The sequence below is a fragment of the Pseudomonas sp. AC169 genome, assembly GCF_979258515.1.
In genome coordinates this window covers 4,573,250-4,589,645 of sequence record NZ_OZ409866.1, presented here as the reverse complement: position 1 = coordinate 4,589,645, position 16,396 = coordinate 4,573,250, and the positions used below count along the sequence as shown (strand labels likewise).

The 16,396-nt window shown below is 57.8% G+C and carries 15 protein-coding genes; 5 read left to right on the top strand and 10 right to left on the bottom strand.

The genetic code is table 11. The features are described from left to right. Positions 1-177 precede the first annotated feature (177 nt). From ACZZ0G_RS20610 to sdhC, 4 genes are read right to left on the bottom strand one after another with little or no spacing between them, the layout of a single operon-like run. The gene (locus ACZZ0G_RS20610) at positions 178-882 is read right to left on the bottom strand and encodes a succinate dehydrogenase iron-sulfur subunit (RefSeq protein ID WP_003223007.1); all 705 of its coding nucleotides are present in this window, start codon (positions 880-882) and stop codon (positions 178-180) included. Between the two features lie 11 nt (positions 883-893). Further along, positions 894-2,666, bottom strand: a complete 1,773-nt coding sequence (sdhA, locus tag ACZZ0G_RS20605) for a succinate dehydrogenase flavoprotein subunit (RefSeq protein ID WP_008077944.1) — start codon at positions 2,664-2,666, stop codon at positions 894-896. A 3-nt stretch (positions 2,667-2,669) separates the two neighbouring features. Continuing rightward, positions 2,670-3,038: a succinate dehydrogenase, hydrophobic membrane anchor protein gene (gene sdhD, locus ACZZ0G_RS20600; protein ID WP_003222999.1), complete on the bottom strand. Its 369-nt coding sequence runs from the start codon at positions 3,036-3,038 to the stop codon at positions 2,670-2,672. Then, positions 3,032-3,406: a succinate dehydrogenase, cytochrome b556 subunit gene (gene sdhC / locus ACZZ0G_RS20595; RefSeq protein ID WP_016773673.1), complete on the bottom strand. Its 375-nt coding sequence runs from the start codon at positions 3,404-3,406 to the stop codon at positions 3,032-3,034. Before sdhC ends, sdhD begins: the two co-directional genes overlap by 7 nt. A 363-nt stretch (positions 3,407-3,769) precedes the next feature. Between sdhC and gltA the strand changes: the two genes are divergently transcribed. Further along, complete coding sequence (gene gltA, locus ACZZ0G_RS20590; RefSeq protein WP_007919904.1) at positions 3,770-5,059, top strand: citrate synthase; 1,290 nt, start codon at positions 3,770-3,772, stop codon at positions 5,057-5,059. 1,027 nt (positions 5,060-6,086) lie between these two features. Here gltA and ACZZ0G_RS20585 read toward each other — a convergent pair. From ACZZ0G_RS20585 to ACZZ0G_RS20575, 3 genes are all read right to left on the bottom strand, one after another. Then, positions 6,087-7,745, bottom strand: coding sequence for a cation acetate symporter (locus tag ACZZ0G_RS20585; RefSeq protein ID WP_463557339.1), 1,659 nt, complete (start codon positions 7,743-7,745; stop codon positions 6,087-6,089). Further along, positions 7,742-8,053, bottom strand: coding sequence for a DUF485 domain-containing protein (locus ACZZ0G_RS20580; protein ID WP_008087300.1), 312 nt, complete (start codon positions 8,051-8,053; stop codon positions 7,742-7,744). Before ACZZ0G_RS20580 ends, ACZZ0G_RS20585 begins: the two co-directional genes overlap by 4 nt. 240 nt (positions 8,054-8,293) lie before the next feature. Continuing rightward, entirely contained in the window at positions 8,294-9,145 is an 852-nt protein-coding gene (locus tag ACZZ0G_RS20575; RefSeq protein WP_463397164.1) for a glycine betaine ABC transporter substrate-binding protein, read from the bottom strand. A gap of 286 nt (positions 9,146-9,431) precedes the next feature. On the opposite strand from ACZZ0G_RS20575, the gene ACZZ0G_RS20570 reads away from it, so the two are divergent. Continuing rightward, the gene (locus tag ACZZ0G_RS20570; RefSeq protein WP_463557338.1) at positions 9,432-11,027 is read left to right on the top strand and encodes a glycoside hydrolase family 17 protein; all 1,596 of its coding nucleotides are present in this window, start codon (positions 9,432-9,434) and stop codon (positions 11,025-11,027) included. A gap of 97 nt (positions 11,028-11,124) precedes the next feature. Here ACZZ0G_RS20570 and ACZZ0G_RS20565 read toward each other — a convergent pair whose 3' ends face one another. Further along, a complete protein-coding gene (locus tag ACZZ0G_RS20565) occupies positions 11,125-11,493 on the bottom strand; it encodes a hypothetical protein (protein ID WP_463557337.1) in 369 nt (122 codons plus the stop codon). Between the two features lie 224 nt (positions 11,494-11,717). Between ACZZ0G_RS20565 and ACZZ0G_RS20560 the strand changes: the two genes are divergently transcribed. Together ACZZ0G_RS20560 and ACZZ0G_RS20555 are read left to right on the top strand one after the other, a co-directional pair. Further along, positions 11,718-13,016 (top strand): serine/threonine protein kinase, encoded by a 1,299-nt coding sequence (locus tag ACZZ0G_RS20560; protein ID WP_463557336.1) that lies wholly within the window; start codon positions 11,718-11,720, stop codon positions 13,014-13,016. Beyond that, the gene (locus ACZZ0G_RS20555; protein WP_463557335.1) at positions 13,009-13,797 is read left to right on the top strand and encodes an MlaA family lipoprotein; all 789 of its coding nucleotides are present in this window, start codon (positions 13,009-13,011) and stop codon (positions 13,795-13,797) included. The genes ACZZ0G_RS20560 and ACZZ0G_RS20555 overlap by 8 nt, the downstream gene beginning before the upstream one ends. 86 nt (positions 13,798-13,883) lie before the next feature. On the opposite strand, the gene ACZZ0G_RS20550 is transcribed toward ACZZ0G_RS20555, so the two are convergent. Next, entirely contained in the window at positions 13,884-14,798 is a 915-nt protein-coding gene (locus ACZZ0G_RS20550) for a DUF808 domain-containing protein (RefSeq protein ID WP_463557334.1), read from the bottom strand. 135 nt (positions 14,799-14,933) lie between these two features. Between ACZZ0G_RS20550 and ACZZ0G_RS20545 the strand changes: the two genes are divergently transcribed. Then, positions 14,934-15,542: a TetR/AcrR family transcriptional regulator gene (locus tag ACZZ0G_RS20545; RefSeq protein WP_008083515.1), complete on the top strand. Its 609-nt coding sequence runs from the start codon at positions 14,934-14,936 to the stop codon at positions 15,540-15,542. 185 nt (positions 15,543-15,727) lie between these two features. Here the strand turns inward: ACZZ0G_RS20545 and ACZZ0G_RS20540 are convergent, their stop codons facing one another. Continuing rightward, on the bottom strand, positions 15,728-16,186 hold the full coding sequence (locus tag ACZZ0G_RS20540; protein ID WP_064390897.1) for an REP-associated tyrosine transposase: 459 nt from the start codon (positions 16,184-16,186) through the stop codon (positions 15,728-15,730). Positions 16,187-16,396: the final 210 nt, after the last annotated feature.

The following is a 16,396-nucleotide window of genomic DNA, read 5'->3' as shown; positions in this document are numbered from 1 at the left end:
ACTAAAACAAGCCACTTAGGATCACACTGATAGTCCGGGTACCAGCCCGGATGCCCCTGCTTGTCTCATTTCTTCAAAATAAGAGCGGCAGCTTGTGACTGCTACTCTGGTTATAGCCATGACGCGGGTTGAAGCCCGCGCCACAGCCTCTACGGTACAGCGGTTACAGCAGCTGAATCACACGCCGCTCGAAAGCAGCATGTTACGGATGTGACCGATGGCCTTAGTCGGGTTCAGGCCTTTCGGACATACGTTGACGCAGTTCATGATGCCCCGGCAGCGGAAAACGCTGAACGGGTCATCGAGCGAAGCCAGGCGCTCGGATGTCTTGGTGTCACGGCTGTCTGCCAGGAAGCGATAAGCTTGCAGCAGCGCAGCTGGACCCAGGAACTTGTCCGGGTTCCACCAGAAGGACGGGCAAGAGGTCGAGCAGCAAGCGCACAGGATGCACTCGTACAGACCGTCGAGCTTTTCACGCTCTTCTGGCGACTGCAGACGCTCGATGGCCGGAGCCGGCGTGTCGTTCTGCAGGTAAGGCTTCACCTTCTCGTATTGCTTGTAGAAGATGCTCATATCAACGACCAGGTCACGGATAACCGGCAAACCTGGCAGCGGACGAACGATCAACTTGTTACCTTTTACAACGGCAGACAGCGGCGTGATGCACGCCAGACCGTTCTTGCCGTTGATGTTCATGCCGTCGGAACCACAAACGCCTTCACGGCAAGAGCGACGATAGGAGAAACCCTCGTCCTGCTCTTTGATCAGGGCCAGTACGTCCAGCACCATCAGGTCTTTACCACCGGTATCGACCTGGAATTCCTGCATGAACGGCGCGGCGTCCTGATCAGGGTTGTAACGATAAACGCTGACTTGCAACATGGCGGCCACCCTTAATAAGTCCGAATCTTAGGTTCAAAAGTCGGAACAGTCTTCGGCGAGAAGTTCACGGCACGCTTGGTGACGCGCTTGTCACCCGGGAAGTACAGGGTGTGACACAGCCAGTTTTCGTCGTCACGATCTTCGAAGTCTTCACGGGCGTGAGCGCCGCGGGACTCTTTACGTACTTCGGCAGCGATGGCAGTAGCTTCAGCCACTTCCAGCAGGTTTTGCAGTTCCAGCGCTTCGATACGGGCAGTGTTGAACGCCTGCGACTTATCGTTGATCTTCACGTTGGCGATGCGGGTACGCAGGTCAGCAAGCTGAGCGATACCTTTCTGCATGTATTCGCCAGTACGGAATACACCGAAGTAGTTCTGCATGCAGTTCTGCAGCTCGCGACGCAGGGTTGCCACATCTTCACCGTCGGTACGGCTGTTCAGCGCGTTCAGACGCGACAGGGCAGCTTCGATGTCGGCTTCGGTAGCGTCGTCGTATTCGATGCCGTCGGTCAGGGCTTTTTCCAGGTGCAGGCCGGCAGCGCGGCCGAATACCACCAGGTCGAGCAGCGAGTTGCCGCCCAGACGGTTGGCACCGTGAACCGACACGCAAGCCACTTCGCCCACAGCGAACAGACCAGGAATGATCTTGTCGACGCCTTCAGCGTCCTGGGTGATCGCCTGGCCATGAATGTTGGTGGCAACGCCGCCCATCATATAGTGGCAAGTCGGAACAACCGGAACCGGCGCAACAACCGGGTCAACGTGTGCAAAAGTCTTCGACAGTTCGCAGATGCCTGGCAGACGGCTGTGCAGCACTTCCTCGCCCAGGTGGTCGAGTTTGAGCAGTACGTGGTCGCCATTCGGACCGCAACCGTTGCCGGCGATGATTTCTTTAACCATCGAGCGAGCAACTACGTCACGACCGGCGAGGTCTTTGGCGTTCGGAGCGTAACGCTCCATGAAACGCTCGCCGTGCTTGTTGATCAGGTAACCACCTTCACCACGGCAACCTTCGGTAACCAGTACACCGGCGCCGGCGATGCCGGTCGGGTGGAACTGCCACATTTCGATGTCTTGTACCGGCACGCCAGCACGCAGAGCCATGCCGACGCCGTCACCGGTGTTGATCAGGGCGTTGGTGGTGGATGCGTAGATACGGCCTGCACCGCCGGTAGCCAATACGGTGGCTTTAGCGCGGATGTAGGTGGTTTCGCCGGTTTCGATGCAGATTGCAATCACACCGACGAAGTCGCCTTCCTGGTTTTTCACCAGGTCGACAGCGTAGTACTCGTTCAGAAACGTGGTGCCGGCTTTCAGGTTGCCCTGATAAAGGGTGTGCAGCAGCGCGTGACCGGTACGGTCGGAAGCCGCGCAAGTACGTGCAGCCTGCCCGCCTTTACCGTAGTCCTTGGACTGACCACCGAACGGACGCTGATAGATGCGGCCTTGTTCGGTACGCGAGAACGGCATGCCCATGTGGTCCAGCTCGTAAACGGCAGCCGGGCCTTCCTGACACATGTATTCGATAGCGTCCTGGTCACCGATGTAGTCGGAACCCTTGACGGTATCGTACATGTGCCAGCGCCAGTCATCATTCGGGTCAGCGGACGCGATTGCGCACGTGATGCCGCCCTGAGCGGATACAGTGTGCGAACGGGTCGGGAAAACCTTGGTGATCACGGCAGTCTTGTGACCGCCCTGTGCCAGTTGCAGCGCAGCGCGCATGCCGGCACCGCCACCACCAATAATGATGGCGTCGAAAGAAATCGTTGGAATGTTAGCCATGACTCAGATACCCCAGAGAATCTGCACACCCCAGACGAAGTAAGCGAACATCGCAACGCCGCATACTGCCTGGAAAAGGAAACGTATCGCCGTTGCGGACTTGCCGAACGCCATTGGCGTCAGGTAGTCAGTCGCGATGGTCCACATGCCGACCCAGGCGTGAGCGCCGAGAGCAACAAGGGCCAGGAGGCTGAAAATACGCATCCCGTTGTGGGCGAACAGTTCATGCCACTGGGCATACTCGAGGCCAGGGTGGGCCACGACGTATCCGATCAGAAAGATGAAGTAAGCCGCGAGAACGACCGCAGACACACGTTGCGCCATCCAGTCATAGAGGCCCGAACGCGACAGGTTCGTGACGTTAGTTACCATATCCAAACTCCTGCCAGAACGATTACCACCACGGAAACGGCGATAACGATTTTCGAGCCCAGCTTGCCGCCTTCCAGCGTCTCACCGATGCCCATGTCCATGATCAAATGGCGCACACCGGCTACCAGGTGATACAGCAGAGCGGACAGGATGCCCCAAATCACTAGCTTGGCTAGCGGACTGGTCAGACACGCTTTCACCTGACCGAAGCCTTCCTCGGAGCTCAGCGACTTGTCCAATGCATAAAGCATGATGGCAAGGCACACGAAGAGGATGACACCGGAGATACGGTGAAGAATGGACGTGTAAGCAGTGACTGGGAGTTTGATGGTCCTTAGGTCTAGGTTTACAGGTCGTTGGCTTTTCACGGCTTTTTTTTCACACTGAAGAGCCCCTAACAATCAGGGCAAAGTTGTTGGGGAGTGCACTGGTCAGGTAACCACCACCCAGGGATGCGACCCCCAATGAAAGCAAGCCCAAAAGCCCTTGGCGGTCGGTGGCCGAGTATAGACAGTTAGGCTACTAATGACAACGCAATCACCTACCCCCAATAGCTGATTGCACAAGTTGCATAAAAGGCGTAAATGGCAGTCAATTTCGAGGAAAAAGTGCGCTTAAAGCCTTCTGGAGCAAGACTTTAGGCAAATTGACATTCGAATTTATCTCACTATAGTGGTGCGGGCCCTGCGTGGGGGGTCTGTCTGATGGTTCAAGCATAAATAGGAGGCCACATGGCTGACAAAAAAGCGCAGTTGATCATCGAGGGCGCAGCCCCCGTCGAGCTGCCCATTTTAACCGGCACCGTTGGTCCCGATGTAATCGATGTTCGGGGCCTGACGGCCACGGGCCGCTTCACGTTCGACCCGGGTTTCATGTCGACCGCTTCGTGCGAATCGAAGATCACCTATATCGACGGCGACAACGGCATTCTGTTGCACCGCGGCTACCCGATCGAACAGCTGGCTGAAAAGTCGGACTACCTGGAAACCTGCTACCTGCTGCTCAACGGCGAATTGCCGACCGCAGAACAGAAGGCCCAGTTCGTCAGCACTGTGAAAAACCACACCATGGTTCACGAGCAGCTGAAAACCTTCTTCAACGGTTTCCGTCGCGACGCCCACCCGATGGCCGTCATGTGCGGTGTAGTCGGCGCCCTCTCGGCCTTCTACCACGACTCCCTGGACATCAATAACCCGCAGCATCGCGAAATCTCCGCGATCCGTCTGGTTGCCAAGATGCCGACCCTGGCAGCGATGGTTTACAAGTACTCCATGGGCCAACCCATGATGTACCCGCGCAACGACCTGACGTACGCGGAAAACTTCCTGCACATGATGTTCAACACCCCGTGCGAGATCAAACCGATCAGCCCGGTGCTCGCCAAGGCCATGGACCGGATCTTCATCCTCCACGCCGACCACGAGCAGAACGCATCGACTTCCACCGTACGTCTGGCAGGTTCTTCGGGTGCCAACCCGTTCGCCTGTATCGCCGCCGGTATCGCCGCACTGTGGGGCCCTGCCCACGGCGGTGCGAACGAAGCCGTGTTGACCATGCTTGACGAGATTGGCGATGTGTCGAACATCGACAAGTTCATCGCCAAGGCCAAGGACAAGAACGATCCGTTCAAACTGATGGGTTTCGGTCACCGCGTTTACAAGAACCGCGACCCTCGCGCGACTGTCATGAAGCAGACCTGCGACGAAGTACTGAAGGAACTGGGCATCAACAACGATCCGCAACTCGAACTGGCGATGCGCCTGGAAGAGATCGCGCTGACCGACCCGTACTTCATCGAGCGCTCGCTGTACCCGAACGTCGACTTCTACTCGGGGATCATCCTCAAGGCGATCGGCATTCCGACCAGCATGTTCACGGTGATTTTCGCGCTGGCACGTACTGTTGGCTGGATTTCGCACTGGAAAGAAATGCTCTCCAGCCCGTACAAGATTGGCCGTCCGCGCCAGTTGTATACCGGTTATGAGTCGCGTGATATTTCCAAGCTGGAAGACCGCAAATAAGACCTGTCTTGCGATAACGTCTTAAGTTGTACCGGGAACGGCCTCTATTTATATAGGGGCCGTTTTTGTTTGCCTGGGGTTTGGGATTTGGGGGCATATCCGTTGCTGCGGGTGCTGCCGCTGGCGGTTTCGCTCTTACAGAGACTCACTTTTCCAGACGCCGGAGTGCCGGCCCAGCGAAAAGCAAGCAAAAGGCTTTGCCCCTGGCGTACGGCACTTCGCTTAGGCTCAGTGTTCCCTCGCTACGGTGGGGCAAAAGATCAAAAGCCGAAGCAAGATCAAAAGCCAGATCAAAAGCCCCTCACCCTAGCCCTCTCCCCGAGGGAGAGGGGACTGACCGAGGTGTTTGGGAGAGCTACGCCGACGTGCGATACCGCGCTGAACTCAAGCTTTGAAAGCACCCAAATCGGCTCCCTCTCCCTCCACTCCCGGAGGGAGATGGGACTGACCGCGTGGACTGGAAGAGATACGCCGACGTGCGATTCCGAGTTGAACTCAGGCTTTGAAAAGCCCACAAATCAGCTCCCTCTCCCTCGGGAGAGGGCTGGGGTGAGGGGAAAATCCACCACAAATCCAAAGCCGAACATCCGCTCTTCACCACTCAATAAGCCGAGTGTCAGCTCGCCTGCTCTTGATCCTGAACCACGGGCGACGTCGGAAGGCTGAGTGGAGGGATTGATCAGGGCGTGGGAGCGCAGCGACCGTTTGGCGCAGCCAAACACAGCGAGAGGAGGTGCAGCGAAGCAAACCGTAGGCGCTGCGCCCGGATCGATCCCGGAGCGAAGGAACCCCGAGCCCCAGCGAGCGGGCCGCACGTAGGAGCAAGCGTTTTTTGCTTACTTTTTTTGGCGTTTGAAAAAAAGTGAGTCGCCGTAAGGGCGAAACCCTAATCAGCCGTTACCGCAGCAACGGATATACACCCAATAAAAAACACACCAAAGTCCGATAACCGCCCAATAAAAATGCCCCGATCTCTCAACCGGGGCATTCAGCACAACATTTACAAAATTATCAAATCATCAAACCATCAATGCGAAACCGCCCCACTCGCCCCCAACCCAGTCTGTGAACGCACAAACTGCGGGAAGAACAGCGCCCGCTCTTTGTCCGCTGCCGCCGACTTGTCAGTGATCGAGAAGAACCAGATCCCCACAAACGCAATGATCATCGAAAACAACGCCGGATACTCGTAAGGGAAGATCGCCTTCTCGTGATGCAGGATCTGCACCCAAATGGTCGGGCCGAGGATCATCAGACCCACCGCACTCACCAGCCCCAACCAGCCGCCAATCATCGCGCCACGGGTGGTCAGCTTCTTCCAGTACATCGAAAGCAGCAACACCGGGAAGTTACAGCTCGCCGCGATGGAGAACGCCAGGCCAACCATGAACGCAATGTTCTGGCTTTCGAACAGAATACCCAAGCCAATCGCCAACACCGCCAAGGCAATGGTGGTGATCTTCGAAACGCGAATCTCGTCCTTCTCGTTCGCCTTGCCCTTCTTGATCACACTGGCGTACAGGTCGTGAGAAACCGCCGAAGCACCCGCCAGGGTCAGACCTGCCACAACCGCCAGGATGGTCGCGAACGCCACCGCCGAGATGAAGCCGAGGAAGATACTGCCGCCGACCGCGTTGGCCAAGTGCACCGCCGCCATGTTGTTGCCGCCCAACAGCGCGCCAGCCGCATCTTTGAAGGCCGGGTTGGTGCTGACCAGCAGGATCGCGCCGAAGCCGATGATGAACGTCAGGATGTAGAAGTAGCCAATGAAGCCGGTTGCGTAGAGCACGCTCTTGCGAGCTTCTTTTGCGTCACTCACGGTGAAGAAGCGCATCAGAATGTGTGGCAGGCCAGCCGTACCGAACATCAGCGCCAGACCCAGCGAGAACGCCGAAATCGGATCCTTGACCAGACCGCCCGGGCTCATGATCGCTTCGCCTTTGGCGTGAACCTTGATCGCTTCGGAGAACAGCGTGTTGAAGTCAAAGCCTACGTGTTTCATGACCATCAACGCCATGAACGAGGCGCCGGACAGCAACAGCACAGCCTTGATGATCTGCACCCAAGTGGTCGCCAGCATGCCGCCGAACAACACGTACATGCACATCAGCACGCCGACCAGAATCACCGCAACGTGGTAATCAAGGCCGAACAACAGCTGGATCAACTTGCCGGCACCGACCATTTGCGCGATCAGATAGAACGCCACCACTACCAGCGAACCGCAGGCAGACAGGGTGCGGATCTGGGTTTGCCCGAGGCGGTAGGACGCCACATCGGCAAAGGTGTATTTACCCAGGTTACGCAGGCGCTCGGCGATCAGGAACAGAATGATCGGCCAGCCCACCAGGAAGCCGATCGAGTAGATCAGGCCATCGTAGCCGGAGGTGAATACCAGCGCGGAAATCCCCAGGAAGGACGCCGCTGACATGTAGTCACCGGCAATTGCCAGACCATTCTGGAAACCAGTGATCTTGCCGCCCGCTGCATAATAGTCGGCCGCCGAGTTGTTTTTCTTCGAGGCCCAGTAGGTGATGTACAGCGTCGCACCGACGAACGCCACGAACATCAGGATCGCCGGAATGTTCAGCGGCTGTTTGGCCACCTCCCCCGTCAACGCTTCAGCCGCCCAGACACTCGGCGCGAAAGCCGCAACACTCAATAAAGCCAGTAGACGCCGGATCATTGCTGAGCCTCCTTGAGAATCGCATTGTTCAGGTCGTCAAACTCGCCATTGGCGCGGCGCACGTAGATCCCGGTGAGGATGAATGCCGAAAGAATCAGGCCGACACCGATCGGGATGCCCCAGGTAATCGAGGACTCAGGACTGAGTTTCGCACCCAGTATGTGCGGCCCGTAAGCAATCAGAAGGATGAAGCCAGAGTAAAGCCCGAGCATGATTGCCGAGAGAATCCAGGCGAATCGTTCCCTTTTCTGAACCAGCTCCTTGAATCGGGGACTGTTTTGAATCGAGAGGTAAATGCTGTCGTTCATTGTTTTTATCCTCGCAGCACAGATTATTGTTGGAACATAGCTAATGTATGCGGCTGCGAGCGCGGTAACAGACGACCTTAGTAGTAGAACGCCATGACACTTTTGCCAATTTCCGGTACACACAAAACAACTGTGGGAGCGAGCTTGCTCGCGAAGGCATCAGATCAGTCGATATTTGTATCAACTGCCAGATCGCATTCGCGAGCAAGCTCGCTCCCACAGAGTTAGGCGGTGAAGCGGTTATTTGGTCCAGTCAGCCACGCGATCCGGGTGTTTGGCGACCCAATCCTTGGCCGCCGCGTCAGGCTTGGCACCGTCCTGAATCGCCAGCATGACTTCGCCGATTTCGTCTTTCGATGCCCACTGGAAGTTCTTCAGGAACTTGGCCACTTCCGGTGCTTTGGTCGCCAGCTCTTTGCTGCCGATGCTGTTCACGGTTTCAGCCGCGCCATACACGCCTTTCGGGTCGTCGAGGAAGCGCAGTTTCCACTTGGCGAACATCCAGTGCGGCACCCAACCGGTGACCGCGATGGATTCGTTCTTCTTCTCGGCACGGGTCAGCTCGGCGATCATGCCGGCGCCGGAACTGGCCTTGAGGGAGTATTTGTCGAGGCCGTAATCCTTGATCGCTTGATCAGTCTTGAGCATCACGCCTGAGCCGGCGTCGATGCCGACGATGCGGTTTTTGAAGGTGTCGTCGGTTTTCAGGTCTTCGATCGACTTGGCTTTGACGTACTCAGGCACGATCAGGCCGATTTTCGCATCCTTGAAGTTCGGGCCGTAATCGACGACCTGATCCTTGTTTTTCGTCCAGTATTCGCCGTGGGTCACTGGCAGCCAGGCCGACAGCATCGCGTCGAGTTTGCCGGTGGCCACGCCTTGCCACATGATCCCGGTGGCGACGGCTTGCAGTTTCACGTCATAGCCGAGCTTCTGTTTGATCACTTCGGCCGCCACGTGGGTGGTCGCGACGCTGTCGGACCAGCCGTCAACGTAACCGATGTTCAGGGTCTTGGTTTCCGCGCTGGCCAGTGTTGCGCCCATCGCAAGCGCCAGTGCGGCACCTGCGCCTAAAAGTCGTCGCATCTTCATCGTTACTTCCCCGAAATGCTGCGCCCGACGGATGACGGGCGGCGTCAACGTATTGTTATGGTGCACAGCGCCCCCATCACGCCTGACCGCAAACTCGTTCGAACATCAGCGGAGTACTGATGGTTTGATCATCAACCTGACGCCGGTCGCGACCTGCTCTGTCAGCGACATCAAGACAATAAGAAACGACATCAGAAGGCCATTAACTCCCTCCGGATAATTGACGCCAGACAATCCGCCCGAACTTTGCATGTCAAAATCGTGCGAGCCACCAACCCCTCTATAAATGCAGGTAACATGCGTCGCTTTGCAGCCACTCGGCCTGACCATGTCCGCGACCTCCCGCTTCCCCTTTCTGCCTTATCTCTTCGCCTGCCTGCTGGGGCTGTTTGCCCTTGGGGGGTTCTGGTACGGCCTTGGCCAACCGGTGATTCTGCCGGACGCCGCGACGCCGACGCACAAGCTGCAATGCGCTTCCTATACACCATTCGATAAAGACCAGTCGCCGTTCGACGTGCCGTTCAAGCTGCGCCCTGAGCGCATGGACGCTGACCTCGCGTTACTGGCGACACGCTTTGAATGCATCCGCACCTATTCGATGACAGGCCTGGAAGCGCTGCCGGATCTGGCGCGCAAACACGGTCTGAAATTGATGATCGGCGCCTGGGTCAACAGCAACCCGGTGGACACCGAGAAAGAAGTCGATCTGCTGATCCAGTCGGCCAACGCCAACCCGGATGTGGTCAGCGCGGTGATCGTCGGCAACGAAGCCTTGCTGCGCAAGGAAGTGACTGGCGCGCAACTGGCCCGGTTGATCAACAAGGTCAAGAGCCAGGTCAAGCAACCGGTGACGTACGCCGATGTCTGGGAGTTCTGGCTCAAGCATCCGGAAGTCGCGCCAGCGGTGGACTTTCTGACCATTCACCTGCTGCCGTATTGGGAAGATGATCCTTCGAACATCGACGTCGCCCTGCAACATGTCGCCGATGTGCGCCAAGTGTTCGGCAATAAATTCGCCCCCAAAGACGTGATGATCGGCGAAACCGGCTGGCCGAGCGAAGGCCGCCAGCGCGAGACCGCCCTGCCGAGTCGGGTCAACGAGGCCAAGTTCATACGTGGTTTTGTTGCAATGGCCGAGAAAGAAGGCTGGCATTACAACCTGATCGAAGCGTTTGACCAGCCGTGGAAGCGCGGCAGTGAAGGCGCGGTCGGCGGGTATTGGGGTTTGTTCGATGCTGATCGTCAGGACAAAGGCGTACTCGCCGGGCCGGTGACCAACGTGCCGTTCTGGAAGGAATGGCTGGCGGTCGGCGGGCTGATCTTCCTCGGCACGCTGCTGGTCGGCGGTCGGGTTCGCACAACGCGCTCGGCGTTGGTGTTGCCGCTGCTGGGCGCCCTCGCCGCTTGCTCGATTGGCGCCTGGGGTGATCTCGCGCGAGTGACCGCGCGGTTTGCCAGTGAGTGGCTGTGGGTCGGGTTGCTGACGGCGCTGAATCTGTTGGTGTTGGCGCACGCTGCATTGACGCTGAGTGCGCGTGCCGGTTGGCGCGAACGGGCGTTCAATCTGCTGGAGCGTCGTGCGGGCTGGCTGGTCGCGGCGGCAGGTTTTGCCGCGGCGGTGATGATGCTCGAGATGGTCTTCGATCCGCGTTATCGCAGTTTTGCGAGCATGGCATTTGTGCTGCCGGCGCTGGTGTATCTGTGCCGTCCGGTCAGCGTGCCGCGTCGGGAGATTGCGTTGCTGACGTTTATTGTCGGGGCGGGGATTGCGCCACAGTTGTATCAGGAAGGTCTGCAGAATCAGCAGGCGTGGGGTTGGGCGTTGGTCAGCGTGTTGATGGTCGCTGCTTTGTGGCGCTGCCTGCGGGTTCGCAAGGACTGATTTACAGCGAGGCTAAAGACCTCTTCGCGAGCAAGCTCGCTCCCACAGGAGAATGCATTCCAAATGTGGGAGCGAGCTTGCTCGCGAAGACTGACTGTCAGGCGCTACGAGACTCGCGGACCAGACGCAACCCGGCAATCACCAACGCAAACACCGCCAGTGTGGTGTTGTACAACGCCAGTGCCGGCGCCCCGAACACCAGCGCCAGCAACGCCAGCCACCACCCCGCCCGCCCGGGCAAGACAAACCCGATCAACGCCGCGCCCAGCGCCGTCCAGCCCAGCACTTTGAAATGAATCATCAAACCCAGGTTCGAACGCACCTGGCACTCCCAGCGACTGGCCTCGTCCACGCAGATACCGACCCACTTTCCGTCCTCCATAAAGCCATAACGCACGCCATAACTGGCGGCCAGCCACAACGACAACAGAACGAGCAGCACAATCACGGGCAAGCGGCGGGACATGAAGCACTCCAATCATGAGAAATCGGCGGCCAGCTTAATCTGCCGTCATGCATACGCAAGCGCTAACAACACTTAACTGTTCATTCAGACCGTGCAAAGTGTATCGTCCAGCTACTATTACCCCGAATTCTGCCTGTTTGGTGCCGCAGCATGGCACTTTGGCGCGAACCCGGTGGTCATAGCCTGCGAACTTCATTCGGCACCTTCCTCTAAGGGATCTAGTCATGCTCCGTTCCTTGCGCTTCGCCGCGCTGTTCAGCGGCCTTATTCTGAGTGCGTCCGCACTGGCGGTGGATATCGACGCCGCCAGCTATGGCTACCCGCTGACCAACCCGTTCGAGGCGACCATCGCCACGACTCCGCCGGACTTGCGCCCGGAATTGCCGCTGGACGACGACATCAATCAGTCGGACCGCAGCCTGACGTTGCGCCCGGAGCGAGAGTTCATCCTGCCGGACAATTTCTGGGCGGTGAAAAAGCTCACTTACCGCATCGCCACACAAGACAAACCGGCACCGCTGATCTTTCTGATTGCCGGCACTGGCGCGCGCTATGACAGCACCCTCAACGAATACCTGAAAAAGCTCTACTACAAGGCCGGCTATCACGTCGTGCAGTTGTCGTCGCCAACCAGCTTCGACTTCATCAGCGCCGCCTCACGCTTCGCCACCCCGGGCGTGACCAAGGAAGATGCCGAAGACATGTACCGGGTGATGCAAGCCGTGCGCGCGCAGAACCCTAACCTGCCGGTGACCGAGTATTACCTGACCGGCTACAGCCTCGGCGCTCTCGATGCCGCGTTCGTTGCGCATCTGGACGAGACGCGCCGCAGCTTCAACTTCAAGAAAGTCCTGCTGCTCAATCCGCCGGTCAACCTCTACACCTCGGTGACCAACCTCGACAAGCTCGTGCAAACCGAGGTGAAAGGCATCAATACCAGCACCACATTCTATGAGCTGGTGCTGTCCAAACTGACCCGCTACTTCCAGCAGAAAGGCTACATCGACCTCAACGATGCACTGCTCTACGACTTCCAGCAGTCCAAGCAGCACCTGACCAACGAACAGATGGCGATGTTGATCGGCACCTCGTTCCGCTTCTCGGCAGCCGACATTGCCTTCACCTCGGACCTGATCAACCGCCGCGGTCTGATCACCCCGCCGAAATTCCCGATCACCGAAGGCACCAGCCTCACGCCGTTCCTCAAGCGTGCGCTGCAGTGTGACTTCGACTGCTACCTGACCGACCAGGTGATTCCGATGTGGCGTGCGCGCACCGACGGCGGCAGCCTGCTGCAACTGATCGATCAGGTCAGCCTGTATGCACTGAAGGATTACCTGCACGACAGCCCGAAAATCGCCGTAATGCACAACGCCGACGACGTGATCCTCGGCCCGGGCGACCTCGGTTTCCTGCGCAAGACCTTCGGTGATCGACTGACTGTTTATCCACTGGGCGGCCATTGCGGCAACCTTAACTACCGCGTCAACAGCGACGCCATGCTGGAGTTCTTCCGTGGCTAAACATCTCCTGCTGATTGCAGCGCTACTCTGCGCAGGCGTGGCCCAGGCCGACAACAGTAAAGCCAACGCGCCGGTGGTGGTCGACAGCGACGGCTTCAAAGAGCCGCTGTCCAAACTCAAATTCAACCCGGGGCTGGATCAGCGTGAATTCGAGCGTTCGACGCTCAACGCGCTGAACGTCTACGACCCGTTGGAGTCGTGGAACCGCCGGGTTTACCACTTCAACTATCGCTTCGACCAATGGGTGTTCCTGCCGGTGGTCGATGGCTATCGCTACATTACGCCAAGCTTCGTGCGTACGGGCGTGAGTAACTTCTTCAACAACCTCGGTGACGTGCCGAACCTGGTCAACAGCCTGTTGCAGTTCAAGGGCCAGCGCTCGATGGAAACCACCGCGCGCCTGCTGCTCAACACCACGATCGGCATCGCCGGCCTGTGGGACCCGGCCACCGCCATGGGCCTGCCGCGTCAGAGCGAAGACTTCGGTCAGACCCTGGGCTTCTACGGTGTACCGGGTGGCGCTTACTTCGTACTGCCGATCTTCGGCCCGTCGAACATCCGCGATACCGCTGGCCTGGCCGTGGATTACACCGCCGAGTCGGCGATCGACTTCCTCAATGTCTCGGAAGTCAGCTCCAACCATCCAGAAATCTGGGCCCTGCGCGCGGTCGACAAGCGTTATCAGACCAGCTTCCGCTACGGCCAGATGAACTCGCCGTTCGAGTACGAGAAAGTGCGCTACGTGTACACCGAAGCGCGCAAGTTGCAGATCGCCGAGTAATTTCGGCGGGCACAAAAAAGGGCCATTCGATGCGAGTCGAATGGCCCTTTTTCATGGCATCACCTCGCTCCCACAGGGTGATGTATTCAGCCTTTGACCGAACGCCAGATTTTGCCGACGACGGAAACAACCGCCAACACTACTGCACCGGCAATAATCCCCGCCACACCGTTGAGCAACATCGGCACCGCGAACCCGGCACTACCCGCCGCGGCGCCAACGCCTTCAATCCAGTGATGCAGCACCGGCACGCCATGGGTAAGGATGCCACCACCGACCAGGAACATCGCCGCCGTGCCGACCACCGACAAGGTTTTCATCATGTACGGCGCGGCGCTGAGGATGGCGCCGCCGACTTTCTTGGCGAACTGCCCAGGCTTCTGCGTCAGCCACAGGCCGAGGTCGTCGAGTTTGACGATGCCCGCCACCAGACCGTAAACACCGACCGTCATCACAATCGCAATGCCGGACATCACGATCACTTGCTGCGTCAGCGAGGCATCCGCCACGGTGCCCAAGGTGATCGCGATGATCTCTGCCGAAAGAATGAAGTCCGTGCGAATCGCACCTTTGATTTTGTCTTTCTCATACGCCACCAGATCAGTCGCCGGATCAGCCACAGCCTCGGTCAATTGCGCATGCTCAGCCTCATCTTCAGCCGCGCTGTGCAGAAACTTGTGCGCGAGTTTCTCGAACCCTTCGAAACACAAGTAAGCACCGCCGACCATCAACAGCGGCGTGACCAGCCACGGCACGAACGCACTGATCGCCAGCGCCGATGGCACCAGAATCAGTTTATTGACGAACGAGCCCTTGGCCACGGCCCAAACCACGGGAATTTCCCGCTCGGCACGCACGCCGGAGACCTGCTGGGCATTGAGCGCCAGGTCGTCGCCGAGCACGCCGGCGGTCTTCTTGGCGGCCATTTTGCTCATCAACGCCACGTCATCCAGCACAGTGGCAATATCGTCGACCAGCACCAGCAAACTGCTTCCTGCCATGAATCCTGTTTCCTTTTATGTATGAATGTTGCGAAGCATAACGCGACCACAGACCACGCGGGGCATTCTTGAGCGCCGCGCGAGGCCGGTGCTACCATGCGCAACCGCCAGAACAGGCAAGGAACCACCGGGTTTATGAGCACAATCCGCGAGCGCAACAAAGAACTGATCCTGCGTGCCGCCAGTGAGGAGTTTGCCGACAAGGGCTTCGCTGCGACCAAAACCAGCGACATCGCCGCCAAGGCGGGATTGCCCAAGCCCAACGTCTACTACTACTTCAAGTCCAAGGAAAACCTTTACCGCGAGGTATTGGAAAGCATCATCGTGCCGATTCTGCAGGCCTCGACGCCGTTCAATCCTGACGGTGTGCCAAGCGAAGTGCTGAGCGGCTACATCCGCTCGAAGATCCGCATCTCCCGCGACCTGCCCTTCGCCTCGAAAGTGTTCGCCAGCGAAATCATGCACGGCGCGCCACATTTGAGCGCCGATCTGGTCGAGCAGCTCAATGGCCAGGCCAAGCACAACATCGACTGCATCCAGAGCTGGATCGACCGCGGGCAAATCGCCCCGATCGACCCTAATCACCTGATGTTCAGCATCTGGGCCGCGACCCAGACCTACGCGGACTTTGACTGGCAGATTTCTGCGGTCACTGGGAAGGACAAGCTGGACGAGGCGGATTACGAGGCGGCGGCACAGACGATTATCCGGTTGGTGTTGAAGGGGTGTGAGCCGGATCAGTAAGACCGCGGTGATGCTATCGCTGGCAAGCCAGCTCCCACAGGATTTGTGTTGTTTGCAAAACTTAATCCAACACAGGACTGGCTTGCCAACTCTCACAATCACTCATGCAGAAATGCAAAATCTTTGTCCAGCACAAAAACCTGTGGGAGCTGGCTTGTCAGCGATGAAGGCAACTCGGTTTCAGATCAAATCCAAATGGCATCCCACAGCGGATAATCACCCAGCTTTTCCACCAAGCCTGCCCGCAACGGGTTGGCCACTACATACCGCGCCATCTTCACCAAATCCTCCTCCCGCCGCAGTGCACGATCATGAAAGCCTTGCTGCCAAAGCGGCCCGCTTCGACCGCTGCACTCGTTCACGTCCCGAGCAATCAAAGATTTGGTTTCCCTCATCAGCCTTCTGAGCGAACAGTTTTCCAGCTCAATCAACCAATGAAAATGATCCGGCATGACTACCCATGCCAACGACTTTGCCAGCCCAACATTTTGCGCGCGACGAAATTGATGAACGACCAATCTGCCCAGAGAGAAATTGGCGAAGATGGGTTTTCGATCAAGTGTGTTCGTGGTCAGTAGATAGATGCGGTTGGGCTCGGCATAGCGACCGGCTCGCAGACGATGTGAAGCAGGAAGATCAGGCAATCCATTGCCCCTTCATGATGGGTTCATCAGAAGGCTAGACCTCTGTGGTCTATACGGCGGGCCGGTCTTTTTTCTTGATGTGTCAGTCAGGCCGCCATCGCTGGCAAGCCAGCTCCCATAGGTTTTTGTATTGGTTACAAAATCTGAACAAGACAAAAAACCTTGTGGGAGCTGGCTTGCCAGCGATGACAATCGATCAGACGCTAGCGA

What these genes read in the sequence shown, in the direction of transcription:
- sdhD (WP_003222999.1), bottom strand. Translation starts at nt 3,038, where the DNA reads ATGGTAACTAACGTCACGAACCTGTCGCGTTCGGGCCTCTATGACTGG.
- ACZZ0G_RS20580 (WP_008087300.1), bottom strand. Translation starts at nt 8,053, where the DNA reads ATGAACGACAGCATTTACCTCTCGATTCAAAACAGTCCCCGATTCAAG.
- ACZZ0G_RS20560 (WP_463557336.1), top strand. Translation starts at nt 11,718, where the DNA reads ATGCTCCGTTCCTTGCGCTTCGCCGCGCTGTTCAGCGGCCTTATTCTG.
- sdhA (WP_008077944.1), bottom strand. Translation starts at nt 2,666, where the DNA reads ATGGCTAACATTCCAACGATTTCTTTCGACGCCATCATTATTGGTGGT.
- ACZZ0G_RS20550 (WP_463557334.1), bottom strand. Translation starts at nt 14,798, where the DNA reads ATGGCAGGAAGCAGTTTGCTGGTGCTGGTCGACGATATTGCCACTGTG.
- ACZZ0G_RS20585 (WP_463557339.1), bottom strand. Translation starts at nt 7,745, where the DNA reads ATGATCCGGCGTCTACTGGCTTTATTGAGTGTTGCGGCTTTCGCGCCG.
- ACZZ0G_RS20570 (WP_463557338.1), top strand. Translation starts at nt 9,432, where the DNA reads ATGCAGGTAACATGCGTCGCTTTGCAGCCACTCGGCCTGACCATGTCC.
- ACZZ0G_RS20610 (WP_003223007.1), bottom strand. Translation starts at nt 882, where the DNA reads ATGTTGCAAGTCAGCGTTTATCGTTACAACCCTGATCAGGACGCCGCG.
- ACZZ0G_RS20575 (WP_463397164.1), bottom strand. Translation starts at nt 9,145, where the DNA reads ATGAAGATGCGACGACTTTTAGGCGCAGGTGCCGCACTGGCGCTTGCG.
- ACZZ0G_RS20545 (WP_008083515.1), top strand. Translation starts at nt 14,934, where the DNA reads ATGAGCACAATCCGCGAGCGCAACAAAGAACTGATCCTGCGTGCCGCC.
- ACZZ0G_RS20565 (WP_463557337.1), bottom strand. Translation starts at nt 11,493, where the DNA reads ATGTCCCGCCGCTTGCCCGTGATTGTGCTGCTCGTTCTGTTGTCGTTG.
- gltA (WP_007919904.1), top strand. Translation starts at nt 3,770, where the DNA reads ATGGCTGACAAAAAAGCGCAGTTGATCATCGAGGGCGCAGCCCCCGTC.